Source organism: Streptomyces xiaopingdaonensis (genome assembly GCF_000262345.1).
In the GTDB taxonomy this organism is placed as follows: domain Bacteria; phylum Actinomycetota; class Actinomycetes; order Streptomycetales; family Streptomycetaceae; genus Streptomyces; species Streptomyces xiaopingdaonensis.
Genome location: NZ_AJTQ01000291.1, coordinates 1 through 16,974, shown reverse-complemented (window position 1 = coordinate 16,974; position 16,974 = coordinate 1). Strand labels below are relative to the sequence as shown.

Annotated in this window: 13 protein-coding genes and 1 pseudogene; 3 read left to right on the top strand and 11 right to left on the bottom strand. The window is 72.9% G+C overall.

Going from position 1 to position 16,974, the window contains the following annotated elements; genetic code table 11:
* The 6 genes from UWG_RS30825 to UWG_RS0122845 all read right to left on the bottom strand — a co-directional run.
* Positions 1–415 (bottom strand): FAD-dependent oxidoreductase (locus tag UWG_RS30825; RefSeq protein ID WP_033196316.1); only part of this gene is annotated, 415 nt, incomplete at its 3' end.
* A 114-nt stretch (positions 416–529) separates the two neighbouring features.
* The gene (locus UWG_RS0122865; protein WP_029391699.1) at positions 530–2,353 is read right to left on the bottom strand and encodes a hypothetical protein; all 1,824 of its coding nucleotides are present in this window, start codon (positions 2,351–2,353) and stop codon (positions 530–532) included.
* 1,227 nt (positions 2,354–3,580) lie between these two features.
* Entirely contained in the window at positions 3,581–4,279 is a 699-nt protein-coding gene (locus UWG_RS0122860) for a demethylmenaquinone methyltransferase (RefSeq protein WP_029391698.1), read from the bottom strand.
* Positions 4,280–4,409: 130 nt separating this feature from the next.
* A complete protein-coding gene (mqnC, locus tag UWG_RS0122855; protein WP_016909530.1) occupies positions 4,410–5,606 on the bottom strand; it encodes a cyclic dehypoxanthinyl futalosine synthase in 1,197 nt (398 codons plus the stop codon).
* Between the two features lie 53 nt (positions 5,607–5,659).
* Complete coding sequence (locus UWG_RS0122850; RefSeq protein ID WP_016909529.1) at positions 5,660–7,321, bottom strand: serine/threonine-protein kinase; 1,662 nt, start codon at positions 7,319–7,321, stop codon at positions 5,660–5,662.
* Between the two features lie 134 nt (positions 7,322–7,455).
* Positions 7,456–8,331 carry a menaquinone biosynthetic enzyme MqnA/MqnD family protein gene (locus UWG_RS0122845; protein WP_016909528.1) on the bottom strand — a complete coding sequence of 292 codons (876 nt, stop codon included), beginning with the start codon at positions 8,329–8,331 and terminating at the stop codon, positions 7,456–7,458.
* 297 nt (positions 8,332–8,628) lie between these two features.
* On the opposite strand from UWG_RS0122845, the gene UWG_RS0122840 reads away from it, so the two are divergent.
* On the top strand, positions 8,629–8,832 hold the full coding sequence (locus tag UWG_RS0122840) for a cold-shock protein (protein ID WP_016909527.1): 204 nt from the start codon (positions 8,629–8,631) through the stop codon (positions 8,830–8,832).
* A gap of 184 nt (positions 8,833–9,016) precedes the next feature.
* On the opposite strand, the gene UWG_RS0122835 is transcribed toward UWG_RS0122840, so the two are convergent.
* The 5 genes and pseudogenes from UWG_RS0122835 to UWG_RS0122815 form a co-directional block, all read right to left on the bottom strand.
* Positions 9,017–9,505: a ribose-5-phosphate isomerase gene (locus UWG_RS0122835; RefSeq protein ID WP_016909526.1), complete on the bottom strand. Its 489-nt coding sequence runs from the start codon at positions 9,503–9,505 to the stop codon at positions 9,017–9,019.
* Between the two features lie 50 nt (positions 9,506–9,555).
* Positions 9,556–11,291: pseudogene (locus tag UWG_RS31565) on the bottom strand (dihydroxyacetone kinase family protein).
* A 12-nt stretch (positions 11,292–11,303) separates the two neighbouring features.
* Positions 11,304–12,773 carry an FGGY-family carbohydrate kinase gene (locus UWG_RS0122825; RefSeq protein ID WP_016909522.1) on the bottom strand — a complete coding sequence of 490 codons (1,470 nt, stop codon included), beginning with the start codon at positions 12,771–12,773 and terminating at the stop codon, positions 11,304–11,306.
* Positions 12,770–13,822, bottom strand: a complete 1,053-nt coding sequence (locus tag UWG_RS0122820; RefSeq protein WP_016909521.1) for a 2-hydroxyacid dehydrogenase — start codon at positions 13,820–13,822, stop codon at positions 12,770–12,772. The genes UWG_RS0122825 and UWG_RS0122820 overlap by 4 nt, the downstream gene beginning before the upstream one ends.
* Positions 13,819–14,490 (bottom strand): HAD family hydrolase, encoded by a 672-nt coding sequence (locus UWG_RS0122815; RefSeq protein ID WP_029391697.1) that lies wholly within the window; start codon positions 14,488–14,490, stop codon positions 13,819–13,821. Before UWG_RS0122815 ends, UWG_RS0122820 begins: the two co-directional genes overlap by 4 nt.
* 227 nt (positions 14,491–14,717) lie before the next feature.
* On the opposite strand from UWG_RS0122815, the gene UWG_RS0122810 reads away from it, so the two are divergent.
* Complete coding sequence (locus UWG_RS0122810; RefSeq protein WP_016909519.1) at positions 14,718–15,503, top strand: DeoR/GlpR family DNA-binding transcription regulator; 786 nt, start codon at positions 14,718–14,720, stop codon at positions 15,501–15,503.
* Positions 15,504–15,605: 102 nt separating this feature from the next.
* Complete coding sequence (locus UWG_RS0122805) at positions 15,606–16,931, top strand: MFS transporter (protein ID WP_016909518.1); 1,326 nt, start codon at positions 15,606–15,608, stop codon at positions 16,929–16,931.
* Positions 16,932–16,974: the final 43 nt, after the last annotated feature.

Genomic DNA, 16,974 nt, shown 5'->3' with positions numbered 1-16,974 from the left:
GCTCCCCGACGTTGCAGCGCTCGTGGAGGCGGGCGCCCGCCTTCTCGGCCTGGCGCGCGAGCTGTTCGTCGAAGTCGTCGCGGCGGCGGACGAGGCCGTAGTCGGGGAAGCTGGCGAGTTCGGGCCAGTCCATCTGGAGGCGGTGGCCGCCCGCGATGATCCGCAGGCCCTTGTTGCGCAGCCAGCCGGCCTCCTCGGAGACGTCCATCCCCATGGCGAGGAGCTGCTTGGTCGCGCGCGGGGTGAGGCCGTCCCCGCAGACCTTTTCGCGGGGGAACGCCGTCTTCTCCAGCAGGAGCACGTCGAGTCCGGAGCGGGCGAGGTGGTAGGCGGTGGCTGAACCGGCGGGCCCGGCGCCGACGACGATCACATCGGCGGTCCGCTCGGAGGCCGGCTTCGGGTGGGCTTCGGGCACGAGGACTCCCGCAAGGCTAGGCGTGGCGTGTCCGCGCAGGGGACACGGTCCGAAGTGGACGCGGCAAGTCTATGCAGCCGCACCCGGGCCGCGCCGAAGGGGTGCGGCGCCGGTTCAGCCGTCGGCGCCCGGCACCTCCCAGGTGTGGAGGGCGGTGCTGAAGACGACGTCCTCGCGCGGGTCCCACTCCTCGGCGCGGCCCTCGAAGCGGACGCTGTACCCGGTTCCGTCCTCGGCGACGTACGCCTGATCGACGGTGTGGAGGCGACGGCCCGACTCCTCGTCGGTGTGGCTGAACTCCCAACGGGCGCCCGGACGTCCGCGGAAGGTGACGGCCCGCAGCTCGTGCCGCTCGTAGCCCTCGCGGTGCTGCGCCTGCTCCTCCAGGGCGCGGAAGTCCTCCAGCGGGGAGGCACCGGCGTCCTCGACGACGCCGATCCGCAGGCGCTCGGGCCCGGTCGGCGGCGCGAAGTCGGTCCGCGTTCCCTCGACGGTGCGCTCCCAGCCGTCCATGACGCCCACGGTGAACCCGGCCGGGTCCCGCCGGAGCGAGAACCCGTCGGGCAGCTCGGCGGGCCGGGGCGCGGCGGTGCCGGGCGGGGGCGGGGGCTTCGCGTCGTCCTCCGGGTCGGCGGGGGACGAGCCCGGGGGCTCGGCGTCGCGGGCGGGAGGCGTCTCCTCGGGGTCGGAGGCGCGTGGGGCGCCGGGGCGCACGTCGGGGTCCTGGGAGTCCGAAAGGAGCCCTGCGGTGAGCGCGCCGCCGGCGAGGAAGGCGGCGGCCGTCCAGGCGGCGGTCCGCGCGAGCGGCCTGCCGGTTGGCGGCGGGTCGCCTCCGATGGTGCAAGTACCGTCGGAAGACGTCGGGTTCGGGCGGAGGCGGCGGGCGGCTCGCAGGAGCCACGGTGCGAGCAGTACGGCGGGCAGCGTCCACAGCAGCGACGCGAGGAGGAGTTCGTCGAGCGCGGCGCCGAACTCCCCGCGCGCCTCCTCTCCCGGGTACGGTGCGGTCCCGCCGCCGAGGGACGCCGTCGCCCGGGCGCCCGCGACCGCCGTCGCGGCGAGGAGGAGGCAGACGAACAGGCCCCCGCCGAGGAGCTGTTCGGTGCGTTCTCGGCAACGCCGCGCGAATGCGAGCCCGACGAGCAGCGCGCAGGCGACGCCGAGTACGACGAGCGCGAACGGCGCCCAGGAGGCGGCGTCGCCGGCCTGCGCGTAGTCGAGGCTCCGCCGCTCCAGCTCCAGCCCCGGGAGCACGGACGAGGCGTGGAGCGAGGCCCCCCAGGCGAGCGCCAGCCCGTTCAATCCGAGGTTGGGCAGGACGAGGAACAGCGCGACGGCACCTTCGGCGCCCAACTCCCGCTGCGTCACGAGGAGATACCCGAACACCGAGACCCCGGCGAGGAGGGAGGCGCCCACCAGCCCGGCCCCGGCTCCGCCCGCGACGCCGTGGACCATCCGCGCCGCCGGACGCTCGGCGGCGGGCCGCCTCGCGAGCGCGACCCGCACCGCGCCGCCCGTCAGCACGAACGACCAGAGCAGCACCGACCACGGAGCCCCGCGCAACTCCGCCCCGTCAACCACCGGTCGGGCGAACAGTGCCAGCGCCCACGCGGCGACTGCCGCCACCGCGCCGACTCGCAGCGCCGTCTCCGCTGCCGTGCCGACCGCGTTCCTCCGGCACGCGCCACGTGCGGCGAGCACCGTCAGCAGCACCCACACCGCGGTGACCGCCAGCGGCGTCGACGAGAGCGAGACCTCCCCACCGAGCGGGACTCCCGCGAAGGAGTCGCCGTACCGCACGGAGACGTCTCCCCCGACTCCTTGGAGCAGCACGGCGAGCCACACCCGGAGACGTGCGACCCAGCCGACCTCCCCCAACTCCCCACCGCCGAAGGCCGATACGCCACCGGCGAGCACGAGCACCCCGACCGGCGCCACGACACCGGCCCCCAGCGCAGCACCCCAGCCCCGCCGCGCCACCCGCGAGACGAAGAGCGCGGCGGCGCCGGGCGCGGGGTGTGTCGGCAGCGGGGGGACGACGGGGCAGGGCGGGACCGAGTCCGGTTGCTCGACGGGGCGGAACGGGGCCGCGACGGTGACCGGCGGCTCCGGTGGAGGCGGCGGGACGGCGGCGGACGCCGGCGGGACGGGCGGCCCGGCGGGACGAGGCGGGACAGCGGCCGACGATCGCGACTCCGGCGGCCCGGCCGGACGGGGCGGAACGGCGACGGGCTCCGGCGGGGCGGGCGGCCCGATAGGACGAGCGGGAACAACAGCGGACACCCGTGACTTTGGCGCCCCGTCACCACCCATCGGAGCGCCCGTCCTCTCGCCCCCGGGCACCTCCTGGCCAGCGCTGCCCTCGGAGCCGGCGCATTCCTCCTCGACCGATCCGCGCTGGGCGCTCCCGGACGAAGCCCCCTCACGCGCCCCCGGCGCCGCACCCGCGGCGGAAGGCGCCTCCAAGTCGGCACCTACCGCGGCGTGTCGCACCCCCGGTCCCCCGTCGGCAGACGCCCGTACCCCGTCGTGCGCCGCGCCCGCGCCCGGCACCCCGCCGCGATCCGCCGGAACCCCGCCCCGTCCCCACTCGACCTCCCCGGACGAATCGTCATCGGACGGCACGACCCCCGCGCCGACCGACACCCCCAAGTCAGCCCCGCACTCCTCCAGTCGGTCCCCCGGACCCACCGCAGCAGACGGCCGATACCCCGCCGACCACGCCCCGGTCACCCCGTCACCCCCGGTCACCCCGTCACCCCCGGGCACGCCGCCCCCGCCCACCCGATCCCCCGCGCCGCGCTCCTCGTCCTCGGCCGCCGATCCGCCGCCGTCGTAGCCGAGTTGATCGCGGTCTCCGGCGGGGCGTGGAACGTCGGCGGGCTCGCGGCCGCTCAGCAGCGTGCCGCACTCCATGCAGTACCGGGCGGAGGACGGCGAGGCGGTGCCGCACTCCTGGCAGGGCGAGGTGGACGTGGGCAAGGGTCCCCCGTGGCGTTCGAGCAGGCGCCCGGGCCGGGCGGCACGAGTCGGACAGGTCCGCGTCGCAGGACGCGCGCACGGCGCGGGTACGCCCTCACGCTACGCCGCCGCACTCCGCCGGTCGCGGACACGCGGCGACGCCACCCGAACGAGCCGCAAAACGGCGGCCGTTGCCGAAGCCGTCTACGCGCCGGCCTTGAACCCCCGGTGCAGCGCGACGATTCCGCCGGTGAGGTTGCGCCACGCCACCTTCGTCCAGCCGGCCTCCTGCACGCGGCGCGCCATGGCAGGTTGGTCGGGCCAGGCGCGGATCGATTCGGCGAGGTAGACGTACGCGTCCGGGCTGCTGCTGACGGCCCGCGCGAGCGGCGGGAGCGCGCGCATCAGGTACTCGGTGTAGACGGTGCGGAACGGCGTCCACACCGGCTGGCTGAACTCGCAGAGGACGAACCGCCCTCCGGGCTTCGTCACCCGGTGCATCTCGCGGAGCGCCGCGTCGACTTCCTGCACGTTCCGCAGCCCGAACGAGATCGTCACCGCGTCGAAGACGCCGTCGGCGAAGGGCAGCGCCGTGGCGTCGCCCGCGGTGAACGGCATCCAGGGGTGCCGCTTCTTGCCCTCGCCGAGCATGCCGAGCGAGAAGTCGCTCGGCACGGTGAAGGCGCCCGCCGTGGCGAACGGCATCGAGGAGGTGCCGGTGCCGGCCGCGAGGTCGAGCACGCGCTCACCGGCGCGCGCGTCGACCGCCTGCGCGACGGCCCGGCGCCACAACCGCGCCTGGCCGAGGGAGAGTACGTCGTTGGTGAGGTCGTACTTGGCCGCCACGTCGTCGAACATCGTGGCGACGTCGGTCGGTTGCTTGTCCAGGGATGCTCGGCTCACCCGGCCATTGTCGCGGACGCCCCCGCGCGCCCCGCGGGCAGGCTCGCCACCGGTCCGCGGGCGGCGCCGACCAGCGCGCTCCCGCCTGCCTCCGCGCGTGCCCTCGCCCGGGAGAACGACTGACCGCGCGTCAGCCGGCGTCGACGAGCCGCAGCTCCGGGTGGGCGGTGCCGCCCTCGATCGCGGTGGAGCTGAGGTGCGAGACGGCGCGGTCGTCGACCGGGTCGTCGGCGGGGTCGTCGTGGACGACGAGGTGCTCGTAGGTGGTCGAGCGCTGGGCGGGGACCCGGTCGGCCTGGCGGATCAGGTCCATCAGCTCGGTTCGGTCGGAGCGGTGCTTGGCGCCCGCGGCCGAGACGACGTTCTCCTCCAGCATCACCGAGCCGAGGTCGTCGGCGCCGTAGTGGAGCGAGAGCTGGCCTGCCTCCTTGCCCGTGGTGAGCCAGGAGCCCTGGATGTGCGGGACGTTGTCGAGGAAGATCCGCGCGATGGCGATCATGCGGAGGTACTCGAAGAGCGTCGCCTGCGTGCGGCCCTTCAGGTGGTTGTTCTCCGGCTGGTAGGTGTACGGGATGAAGGCGCGGAAGCCGCCGGTGCGGTCCTGCACGTCGCGGATCATCCGGATGTGCTCGATCCGCTCGGCGTTGGTCTCGCCCGTGCCCATCAGCATCGTCGTCGTCGACTCGACGCCGAGGCCGTGCGCCGTCTCCATGATCTCCAGCCACCGCTCGCCCGACTCCTTCAGCGGCGCGATGGCGTTCCGCGCGCGGGCCGGGAGGAGTTCGGCGCCGGCCCCCGCGAACGAGTCGAGCCCCGCCGCGTGGATACGGGTGATCGCCTCCTCCACGCCGACGCCCGAGATCTTCGCCATGTGCGCGACCTCGGAGGCCCCCAGCGAGTGGATCACGAGCTGCGGGAAGGCCCGCTTGATCGCGGAGAAGTGCTCCTCGTAGTACTCCACGCCGTAGTCCGGGTGGTGGCCGCCCTGGAACATGATCTGCGTGCCGCCGAGTTCGACGGTCTCGGCGCAGCGGCGGAGGATGTCGTCGAGGTCGCGGGTCCACACCTTGTCGCTCTTCGGCGACGCGTAGAAGGCGCAGAACTTGCACGCCGTCACGCAGGCGTTGGTGTAGTTGATGTTGCGCTCGATGATGTACGTCGCCAGGTGCTCGGTCCCCGCGTACCGGCGGCGGCGGACGGCGTCGGCCGCGGAGCCGAGCGCGTGGAGCGGGGCGCGGCGGTAGAGCTCCAGAGCCTCCTCGGGGGTGACGCGCCCACCTGCGGCCGCGCGGTCGAGTACCGCCGTAAGGTCTGCGTTCTCCGGCACCGGCTTCCCTTTCCAAGGTGGCTCCTGCGGGACCCGTCCAGCGTACGCCAGCGTCAACGGGCCTTCGTGAGCGTCCCCTCGGGGTTGCCGGCCGCCTTGTCCATCGAGGAGTAGTGGAGCTCGCCGCCGCGGAGCGCGAAGTGCTCGGGCTCGTCGCCCTCGCTGCAGAGCGGCTTGTCCCCGTTGTCGGCGTGGTCGCGGGTGATGAGCTTGGTCTTCTCGGACTCGACCAGCTCCCACTCGCCGTCGCAGACGAGGCCGCGCAGCTCGACCTTTCCCTCGCCGACGGTCTCGCCGTACTGGCCCTGCTCGAACGTGACCGTCAACTCGCCGCCCGGGGCACCGCTGCGGGTGGTGACCTGGCCCTTCCAGGTGCCGAGGAAGTCCTCGGGCACCTGCTCGTCTGCGCTCTCCACGGGCGGCGGCTTGCCGCCGCCACCACCGCCCAAGGCGGGTAGCAGCGGCAGGAGCGAGGCGCCGCCCGGCAGCACGATCGCGGCGAAGACGGCGAGCGCGACGAGGCATCCGATCCGCCTGCGCTTGCGCTTCTTGGGGCGCTGATTCTTCTCGGCCCGTTTCTGCTCGGCCCTCGTCACGGGTCGGCCCGGAGGCACGGGCGCGTACGGCACAGGGCCGGGCGACGCCCCCGCAGCCATCGGCTGCGGACCGGACTCGGGCCGCATGACGTACGCCGGGTCGGGCGGCCCGAAGCCGGGCGCCGCCGCGCCGACGGCCGGGCCCTCGGCGGAGTGCGTGAAGGCAACGGGGCCCGAGGCGGTGGAAGGACCGCCTCTGTCGGGGAGTTCGAGGTTGAGCAGCGCCACGGCGTGCCGGCTCACCTGCTCGACGAGGGGCCCGGGCAGCCACCCGCCGGGCACGGGCCCGACGCCCCCGCCGACCTCCCCCGCGAGGCGGTCGGCGAGCTCGCCCGGCTCCGGCCTGCGGTCGGCCTCCTTGTCGAGGCACGCGGTGACGATCTCGTGCAACTCGCCTTGCAGCCCGTCGAGTTCCGGCTCCTCGTGCACCACGCGGTAGAGCAGCGTCGCGGAGCTGTCGCCGAGAAAGGGCGGCTCGCCCCGCGCCGCGTAGGCGAGGACGGCACCGAGCGAGAAGACGTCGGAGGCGCCGAGGACGGTGCGCCCCAGCACCTGCTCCGGCGACATGTACCCGGGGCTGCCGATGGAGGCGCCCGTCGCGGTGAGCGAGGCGGTGCCGTCGGTCGCCCGGGCGATGCCGAAGTCGATGAGCCGCGGGCCGTCGAGGGTGAGCAGCACGTTCGACGGCTTGACGTCGCGGTGCACGAGGTTGAGCCCGTGGACCTGGTGGAGCGCGCGGGCGAGCCGCGCGCCCATGGTGCGCACCGTGTCCTCGGGGAGCGGCCCTTCCTTGTCGACGGCGTTGTGCAGCGGCGGCCCCGCGACGTACCCCGTCGCGACCCACGGCACCGAGGCGTCCGGGTCGGCGTCGAGGACGGGCGCCGTCCACTCGTCCTCGCCCGCGGCCTCGGCGACCCGTCTCGCCGAGGCGACCTCGCGCCTGAAGCGGCTGCGGAACTGCTCGTCGACGGCGAAGTGCGGGTGCACCACCTTCACGGCGACGGTACGGCCGCTCTGCGACCTCGCCAGGTAGACCCGTCCCATTCCGCCGGCACCGAGCCTGCGCAGGAGGCGGTACGGACCGATCTCGGACGGATCGTCGGCTCCCAGCGGCTGCATCTGCCTGCACTCCCCCTCGCGTCTGCGTACACCCTAGGTCCTCACCCGCGCGGCGGACGAAAGGGCTCCGCACATGCGTACGCACCGGCGCCTGCCGACGTCCCAACCCGTCGGCAGGCGCGCGCGGTTGCCGGTCAGTGGCGGGGCTGCAGCAGCTCCACGCGCACGTCGGAGGGGAACCCGGTGTCGGGGCCGACGCGGCGGGCGAACTCCGTGACGCCCTCCAACTGCCGCTCGCCGAGGTGGAAGTAGAGCGTGGTGAAGTACCGCTCCAGCACGGCCGGGTCGAAGATCTCCCAACGCGCCGCGTGCTCGGCGACCTTGCCGACCTCCCGCATCGAGAGGTCGCGCGAGTCGAGGAAGGCGCGGTGCACGGCGTGCACCGACTCGGGCTCCTGCGCGAGGTACTCCTTGCGCGCGGCCCAGATGGCGAAGACGAACGGCAGCCCCGTCCACTCCTTCCACAGCTCGCCGAGGTCGTGGACGTACAGCCCCTCCTCGGGGAGGTGCCCCAGGTAGGCGCGCAGCCCCAGGTCCCCGATGACGACGGCGGCCTGCGCCTCGGAGAGCATCGCCGCGAGGTCGGGCGCGCTGCTGTAGTACTCGGGCTCGACGCCGTACCGCTCGGAGAGGAGCAGTTGGGCGAGCCGCACCGAGGTGCGCGACGTGGAGCCGAGAGCCACCTTCGCGCCGTCGAGCTCCTCCAGCGGCACCCGCGAGACGATCTCGCACGACATGACCTGTCCGTCGCAGCCGACCGCGATGTCGGGCAGCGCGACGAGCTCGTCGGTGTGGCGCAGGTACTCGACGAGGGTGACGGGGCCGATGTCGAGTTCGCCGCGGACGAGCTGCTCGCTCAGCTTCTCGGGGGTGTCCCTCGTGAGGTCCAGGTCGAGTATCGAGTGGGTGTGGACGAGACCCCAGTACAGGGGAAGGCAGTTGAGGAACTGGATGTGTCCGACGCGGGGCCGACGGGTCGGCCGGCCGGACTGGCTCGGCTGGGCTGTCACTCTCCGGAGAGTACGCCCAGTTCTGTACGGTCTCGTGCAGGGGTGGCCGAGCGGATGACAGCCCTCCGGTCCCGCGGCCGTGACCTGCGCTTCCGACGGGGGCGCACCGAGCCGCCGACGGTGATCGTCGAGGCTTCCGGAGCCGGGCCCACCGTGCTACGCTCGGCGCCAAGTTGCAGTTTGGTTTCCTTGCAGTACAGAGCCTGCGGAGCATGTGACCGCGGGCTCTCGTCGTTTTCAGAGACTTGCTTGCGGGTTCTGGGAGCAGGGCAACCCTTATAGGCCCAAGGAGGGCTTATGGCTACCGGAACCGTCAAGTGGTTCAACGCCGAAAAGGGCTTCGGTTTCATCGCCCAGGACGGCGGCGGTCCCGATGTCTTCGTCCACTACTCCGCGATCAACGCGACTGGTTTCCGCTCCCTCGAGGAGAACCAGATCGTGACCTTCGACGTCACCCAGGGCCCCAAGGGTCCGCAGGCGGAGAACGTCATCGCGCAGTAGCAGCAGGAGCCGGAAGCTCTCGGCGCTGTTCGCCTCGTACGCACATCCCGTGCCCGTAGCCCGGGCACCACAGACTCGCAGTACCCAAGGAGCCCCCGCCGGCGGCGGGGGCTCCTGCCTGTGCGCCCGCAGGCAGAAAGGGGGCGCACCCTTCGCGGGCACGCCCCCTGCTGCGTCGGAGTGTTCAGCAGTTCTCGTAGCCGGAGATCGCTGCGACCTTCTCCGCCGACGCCGAGCTCTCGTCGAAGCGCAGCCCCAGCCACTCGGCGGCGAGCGCCCGCGCGAGCTCCAGCCCTATGACGCGCTCGCCGAAGCAGAGCACCTGCGCGTCGTTGCTGAGGACCGAGCGCTGCACCGAGTAGACGTCGTGCGCGGTGACGGCGCGGACGCCTGGCACCTTGTTGGCGCTGATCGCGACGCCGAGCCCGGTGCCGCAGACGAGGAGCGCCCGGTCGGCCCGGCCGTCGGCGATCCGCCGCGCCGCCTCGACCGCGACGTGCGGGTAGGCGGTGTGCTCGTCCGCGCCGACGCCGACGTCGACGACCTCGGCGACCCTCGGGTCCGCCTGGAGGTCCTGCTTGAGGGCCTCCTTGTACGTCAGTCCCGCGTCGTCCGAGCCGACGACGATGCGGAAAGGCTTCTCCGCCGCGGAGTTGGCGGTTTCGGTGCTCATCTCTTCCTCCGGGGAGCGTGGTGGTGCGGGTGTTGCGGTCGGTGCGGCCGTCAGGCGAGGCACTGCGCGACGGCGCCGAGGACCATGCCGAGCGAGGTGGCGCCCGGGTCGGGGGTGCCGACGCTGCGCTCGGCGAGCGGACGGGCCCTGCCGAGGCGGGGCTTGAGCTCCGCCGTCGCCTCCGCTGCCTTCCGCGCGGTCTCGACGGCCTCCCCGAACGCCTCGCCCGCCGGCCGACCTGCCTCGACGGCGCTGGTGAACGCCGTCACGAACGGGTGGAGCGCGTCGATCATGGTCTTGTCGCCCGGCTCCGCCTTGCCGAGCCGGCCCACGGCCGCGTGCGCGGCCTCCGCGCCCTTGGCCAACTCGGTTGCCTCCGGCGCCCGTTCGGCGGGGAGCGCGGCGCCGAAGGCCCGGAGCCCGACGCCCCAGAGCGCGCCCGAGGTGCCGCCGGCCTCCGCCGCCCAGGCGTCGCCCGCGGCGGCGAAGAGCGGCGCGGGCGCGGCGCCCCGCGCCTGCTCGGCGGCGGCGAGGGCCGCGTCGACGCCCTTGCACATGCCGCGCCCGTGGTCGCCGTCGCCTGCGACCGCGTCGAGGCGGCCGAGCGCCTCCTCCTCGCGGTGGAGCAGCTCGTGCGCCGCGCGCAGCGCTGCGACGGCGCGCTCCGCCGTCCGCACGCCGTCGCCCTCCGCCTGCGCGACCGGCGCCGATTCGGCAGCGCCGCCCGCGTACGCACCGGCGACGGGCGCCGCGACGGCGCTGCGCTCGCCGGAGCCGGAGAGCGCGCCGCGGCGGAACGAGGGGGTGTCGGCCGGCGCGAGCCAGTACCGCTCCAGCTCCTCGTCGAGCCAGGTGACGGTGAGCGAGCAGCCGGCCATGTCGAGGCTGGTGACGAGCTCGCCCACCTCGGGGCGGACGAGTTCGAGCCCGGCCTCGTCGAGGAGGCGCGAGAGCGTGCCCCAGAGGACGTACAGCTCCTCGTACTTGGTGGAGCCGAGGCCGTTGAGGAGCACGGCGACGCGGTTGCCCGCCTCGGCCGGACGCTCGGCGAGGACGCCCTCGGCGAGGGTGCGCGCGAGGTCCTCGGCCGTCGAGAGGTCGGACTCGCTGACGCCCGGCTCGCCGTGGATGCCGAGGCCGAGGCGGGGCGGGGGCGGAGCTTGCCCGCGGGAACGGTGAAGAGCGGCTCGCTCTGGCCCGGCAGGGTGCAGCCGTCGAAGGCGACACCGAGGGTGCGGGTGCGCGCGTTGGTGCGCTCGGCGACGGCGACCACCTCGTCGAGCGAGGCGCCCTCCTCGGCCGCTGCCGACGCCGTCTTGTAGACGACGAACCCGCCGGCGATCCCGCGCCGCCTGCTCGGTTCTTCCTTGGGCGCCGAGGCGATGTCGTCGGTGACGGCGAAGGTGGACGCCGGTATCCCCTCGGACGCGAGGCGCTCGGCGGCCTGCCCGAAGTTCATGACGTCGCCTGCGTAGTTGCCGAAGAGGAAGAGCACGCCCGCACCGCTCTCCGCCTCGCGGCCGACGGAGTGCGCCTGCGCCGCGGACGGGGAGGTGAAGACGTTGCCGATCACCGAGCCGTCGGCGAAGCCGGAGCCCACCACGCCGCAGAACGCCGGGTAGTGTCCCGAGCCGCCGCCCGTGAGGACGGCGACCTTCGGCTCTGCGGGGCGCTCGGCGCGGACGACGCCGCCGTGCACGGCGCGTACGTGCGTGGAGTGGGCCGCTGCGAAGCCGGCGACCATGTCGTCGGTGAAGCGGGCCGGGTCGTTGAACAGCCTGGTCATGTCGGGCTCCAGTTACCAGCTCTCGCGGGCGGTCTTGAGGGTGCTCAGATAGGCGGCGTATCCCCGCTCGTACTCCTCGGCGGCCTGCGGGTCGGCCCGCACGGTACGGCGGTCGGCGTGCCACTCGGCCGCGTCGACCGGGCGGCCGAGCGCCTCCCAGGCCACCTGCGCGGCGCCGCGTATCCCGACGGCGTCGTCGCGTACGTGCACGTCGCGGCCGAGGACGCCGGCGAAGATGCGGTCCCACTCGCCGGAGCGGGTTCCGCCTCCGCAGGCGGTGACGGAGCCGTCGAAGCCGAGCGTCTCCAGGCAGTGCCGGGCCGAGTAGGCGACGGACTCGCAGAGGGCGCGGACGAGGTCGGCGCGGGTGGTGAGCGGGGAGAGCCCGTCGAACCTGCCGCGTGCGCCGGCGTCCACGAAGGGGGCGCGCTCGCCGCTGGTCGAGATGAAGGGCAGCGCGGTGACGCCGCCGGCGCCGATGGGCGACTGCGCGAGGAGCGCGTCGATCTCCTCGACGCGGAGGCCGAGCATCTTCAGCAGCCAGTCGAGCCCTGCGGTGCCGATCATCGCCGGCATCACCTTGAGGTACCGGCCCTCGTACGGGGTGGCGAGCAGCATGCCCGCCGGCTCGTCCTCGCCCGCCGGGGTCGGGTCGTCGCTGAGCACCTGGCTGGCGAGAGTGGTGCCGATGATGAGGTTGCCCTCGCCCGGCTCGCTGAGCCCGGAGCCGAATCCGCACGCCGGGATGTCGAACGGGCCCGCGCTCACGGGGAGTCCGGACGGCAGTCCGAGCTCGGCTGCGACCTCGGGGAGCAGGGGGAAGAGCGCGCCGGGAGGCGCCGGCTCGGCGAGGAGCCTGCGGTGCGCGGTGAGCCCCGTCAGCTCCAGCGACCGCTCGTCGTAGGTGCGCGCGGCCACGTCGAGGAAGGGCTGCGACGCCTCGGAGGCGTCGACCGTGATCCGTCCGGTGAACCTGTGGACGATCGAGTCGACGCAGTACCCGGCGACCGCCGCGCGCTCCAGGCGCTCCGGCTCGTGCTTCGCGAGGTGGGCGAGGAGGGGCGCGGCGGAGCCGGGGAAGAGCCCGGCCCCGGTGCGCCGGTGGACCTCGGCCGCGACGCCGTCGGCCGTCCACCGCTCCAGGATCTCGGCGGCGCGGCCGTCCATCCAGGAGAGCGCCCGCCCGACGGGCCCGCCCTCGGCGTCCCTGAGCCAGAGGCCGTCGCCCTGTCCGGTGAGGGCGAGGGCCTCTATCGGCTCCTCGGGGTTGCCGACGCGCTGCCGCATCTCATCGGCGTCGGCGACGGCGGCCTTGACAACCGTGACGACCGTACCGACCACCTCGTCGAGATCCTGTTCGACGCGGTTGCCCGGCAGCGTGTAGACGGTGCTGCGCGCCTCGTGCGCGGGCGAGGTGCGCCCGTCGCGCGAGATGAGCTGTGCCTTGGTCACCGAGGTGCCGACGTCGACGCCGATGATCATGAGGAGGAACCTCCGGGGAGCACTTCGGGGTTGGCGACGAAGCGCAGCGGTTCACCGCGCAGGTAACGGGCGGCCTCGCCGGCCGTCACGGCGGCGGCGCGGTGCGCCGTCTGGCGGGTGGCGCCCGCCAGGTGCGGGGTGGTGATGACGTTCGGGGCCTGGTGCAACGGCCAGTCGGCCGGCGGGGGTTCGACGTCGTAGACGTCGAGCGCCAGGGCGCCGAGGCGGCCCGACTCCAGCAGCTCGGGGAGCGGCGCGTAGTCGAGGAGGTCGCCGCGCGCGGAGTTGACGAGGACGGCGCCCTCGGGGAGGAGCGCGAGGTTCTCGCCGTTGAGCAGGTGCCTGGTCTCGGGGGTGGCCCGGGCGTGGAGGCTCACGACGGAGCTGCGGCGCAGCAGGTCGTCGAGACCGGTGAGTTCGACGCCGTCGGCCGCGGCCTTCTCCTCGTCCGCGTACGGGTCGTGGACGAGGACCCGCGCACCGAAGGCGCGCAGCACCCGCGCGACGATCGAGCCGATCGCGCCGTAGCCGACTAGGCCGACGGTGGAGCCGTCGAGCTCGATGCCGGCGTTCTCGTACCTGTAGTAGTCGCCGCGCCAGGTGCCCTTCTTCAACTCGCCGTCGGAGACGGGGATGCGGCGCATCGCGGCGAGCATGAGGCCGATGGCGAACTCGGCGGCGGCAGCGGCGTTCCGGCCGGGTGTGAAGGTGACGGGGATGCCCGCCTCGGTCGCGGCGGCGACGTCGACGTTGACCGGGCCGCCGCGCGCGACGGAGATCAGCTTCAGGTGCGGGGACTTCTTGATGACGTCGGCGGTGAACGGCGCCATCTGGATCAGCGCGATCTCGGAGTCGCCGAGCGCTTCGAGGAGTTGGTCCTCCGTGCCGCTCGCCTCCTTCACGCCGCCGACCGGGCCGAACGGCTCGACGGGCCAACCGGTGAGCTGCGTACGGAACTCCAGTTCGGCGCCGGGCGCCGCTTCGCGGAGTGCGTCGACGAAGAGCTGGGGGGTGATGAAGTGGTCACCCGAGGCCAGGACGCGGGTCATGACCTGTCACCTTCCTTGAGCTGGGACAGCAGGTGGCGGCGGACGGAGTCGTGGTCCGAGGCCGCGAAGGAGGCGCCGGCGAGCGCGTCCTCGGCCGGCGGGTACTGCGGGTTGGGGATGGCGACGACGTGCATCCCGGCAGCGGCGGCGGCACGCAGGCCGTTGCTGGAGTCCTCGACGGCGCAGCAGTCGGCCGCCGGGACGCCGAGCTTCTCGGCGGCTGCGAGGTAGACGTCCGGGCTCGGCTTGCCGCGGGGGACCTCGGCGCTGGAGACCGTCGCCTTGAAGTGGTGGTCGATGCCGTGGTGGACGAGAACGGCGTCGATCAGCCTGCGGGGCGCCGAGGAGGCGAGCGCGATCGGGCCGAGCCCTGCCGTGTCGGTCACCATCTCCCGTGCGCCGTCGAGGAGTTCGATGCGCCCCTCCTCCAGGGCCGCGACCATGCCGTCGACGACGGCGCGCTCGGTGTCCTCCGGGGAGTCGCCGGCGCCGGCGAACTCGGTGAGGAAGGTCGCCCACTCCGGGGCGCTCATCCCCTGGCAGCTCTTGGTCTGCTCCGCGCCCCACCGGGCACCGCGCTCGGCGGCGAAGGCCGCCCAGCCCTCCTCCCAGAGGTGCTCGCTCTCGACGAGCACTCCGTCCATGTCAAACACCACTGCTTCGGCCACGGCCGGTACTCCTTAACGTCGCGGTATCAGTAAATTAACACTGGTTCTGTTATCTGTCACCGCTTGACTGGTACAGCTTGTGTGTGCTTTGTGAACCGTGGTGCGGTGCGCCGCCGGGCACACCGCACGGGCCGGCCGCCGATTCGTCACCGCCACACGGCAGTACGCCGCGACGCGGACGTCAACACCGCGGACGGCAGCCGACCGACACCAGGCAGGATGGTCACATGACGCCCCAGCCCGCACGCGCCACGCGCCAGAAGCGACAGCAGACCATCGTCGACTACGTGTTGGAGCACGGGGACGCCACGGTCGCGGAACTCACCGAGCTCACAGGCGTCAGCGTGATGACCGTCCACCGGGACATCACGGAACTCTCGGACCGCGGGATACTTCGCAAGTACCACGGCGGCGTCTCGGCCCAGCCGTCCACCGTCTTCGAGTCGAGCTCGGACTTCCGCCGGCACACCCACACCGCGGACAAGCGGGCGCTCGCCGAAGCGGCGCTCGACTTCCTCTCCCCCGGCATGTCCCTCATGCTCGACGACTCCACCACGGCACTGGCGCTCGCCGCCAGACTCCCGGAGGTGGGCCCGCTCACCGTCGTCACCAACTACCGCCTGATCACGGAGGAGTTGCGCGGCCGCGAGGACATCCGGCTGATCAGCGTCGGCGGCGAGTACTCGCGTACGCACGACTCCTGGCTCGGGCTCTCGGCCCAGGAGATGATCGAGAGCTTCTCCGTCGACGTCACGCTCGTCTCCACGTCGGCGATGACCGCCACCATGACCTACCACCAGGAGCAGGAGATAGTGGCGATCAAGCGCGCGATGCGGGAGGCCGGGTCGACGGGTGTGCTGCTGATGGACGGCAGCAAGGTCGGGCGCAGCGCGCTCCACCGTCTCGACCGGGTCGACAGTTTCGACCACGTCGTCCTGACGGGCCCCGTCGACAAGGACCTCCTCGCCGAGATGCGGCAGCTCACCGATGTGCGCGTCGCCGAGGTCGCTTAACAAAAGTTTCTGTGATTCTTAACAGACCTCTTGATATTTGTGTCGGCCGGGTTGAGTATCTCCACTTGCAACAAGTGTTCACCTCAGAGTGGAGGAACCGCCATGGCGGACACAGCCTCGGCGCCAGCCGGAGTGCTGGATCGGATAGGGATTCCCAAGCCCCTGCTGCTCGGCTACATCGGCGTTCTGCTGTTCATGATCGGCGACGGTGTCGAGAGCGCGTTCATCGCTCCGTACATGGCGGACCACGGTGCGGGCACCGATGTGAAGGCCGGCTACGTCATCACCGTCTACGGCATCGCCGTGATGCTCGCCTCCTGGTTCTCCGGGGCGCTCTCGGAGTCGTGGGGGCCGCGCCGGGTGATGTGGATCGGCCTCGTCGTCTGGGTCGTCTTCGACGTGCTGTACCTGGTCTTCGCGCTCGGTACGGAGAACTACGCGCTGATGCTGGTCTTCTACGGCCTGCGCGGGTTCGGGTATCCGCTCTTCGCCTTCGGCTTCCTGGTGTGGATCACCGGCACCGCCTCCAAGGCGCGGCTCGGCACCGCCGTCGGCTGGTTCTACTTCGCGTTCACCGGCGGCCTGCCGACCCTCGGCGCCCTCTGGGCGAGCTGGATGATCCCGCCGCTCGGTGAGTTCGGCACGCTGTGGACCGCACTCGGGCTGATCGTCATCGGTGGCCTCGTCGCGCTCGTCGGCGCGCAGGCGCGCGCCGGCGGTGACCGGGTCAGCGCCGCGGACGTCAGCACCAAGGACTCGCTGAAGAACAGCGTCTCGATCGTGACGACGCACCCGCGCATCGTCGTCGGCTGCCTCGTGCGCGTCATCAACACGGCGCCGCAGTTCGGCATGTTCGTCTTCCTGCCGACCGTCTTCACCGAGGACATCGGCTTCGAGCAGGGCGAGTGGCTGCAGCTCACGTCGATCATCTACGGCACCAACATCTTCTTCAACCTGATCTTCGGCGCCCTCTCCGACAAGATCGGCTGGCGCACCACGATCGCCGGCTTCGGCGCCTTCGGCTGCGCCATCAGCGTCGGGCTGCTGTACTTCATCCCCGTCGCGCTCGGCCCCGACTACTACTGGGCGGCGATCATCGTCGGCATGCTCTACGGCGCGACCCTCGCCGGCTTCGTGCCGATCTCCGCGCTGCTGCCGAGCATGGCGCCGGAGAACAAGGGCGGCTCGATGGCGCTCCTCAACCTCGGCGCGGGCGGCGCGACCTTCGTCGGCCCCGGCATCGCGAGCCTCTTCCTTCCCTGGTTCGGCTCGGCGGGCGTCACGATCGCGTTCGTGGTGCTCTACCTGATCGCCCTCGCGCTCACCTTCTTCCTCAAGCTCCCCGAGGAGCAGGGGAAGAGCGAGGGACCGCAGCTCGACGAGCGTCCCGAGCCCCCGGCCGAAAAGGCGGCGGCGCCGACATCCTAGACCGGTGCCGCCGGGCCGCGCTGCGCCGCCGACTCCCCCGGGC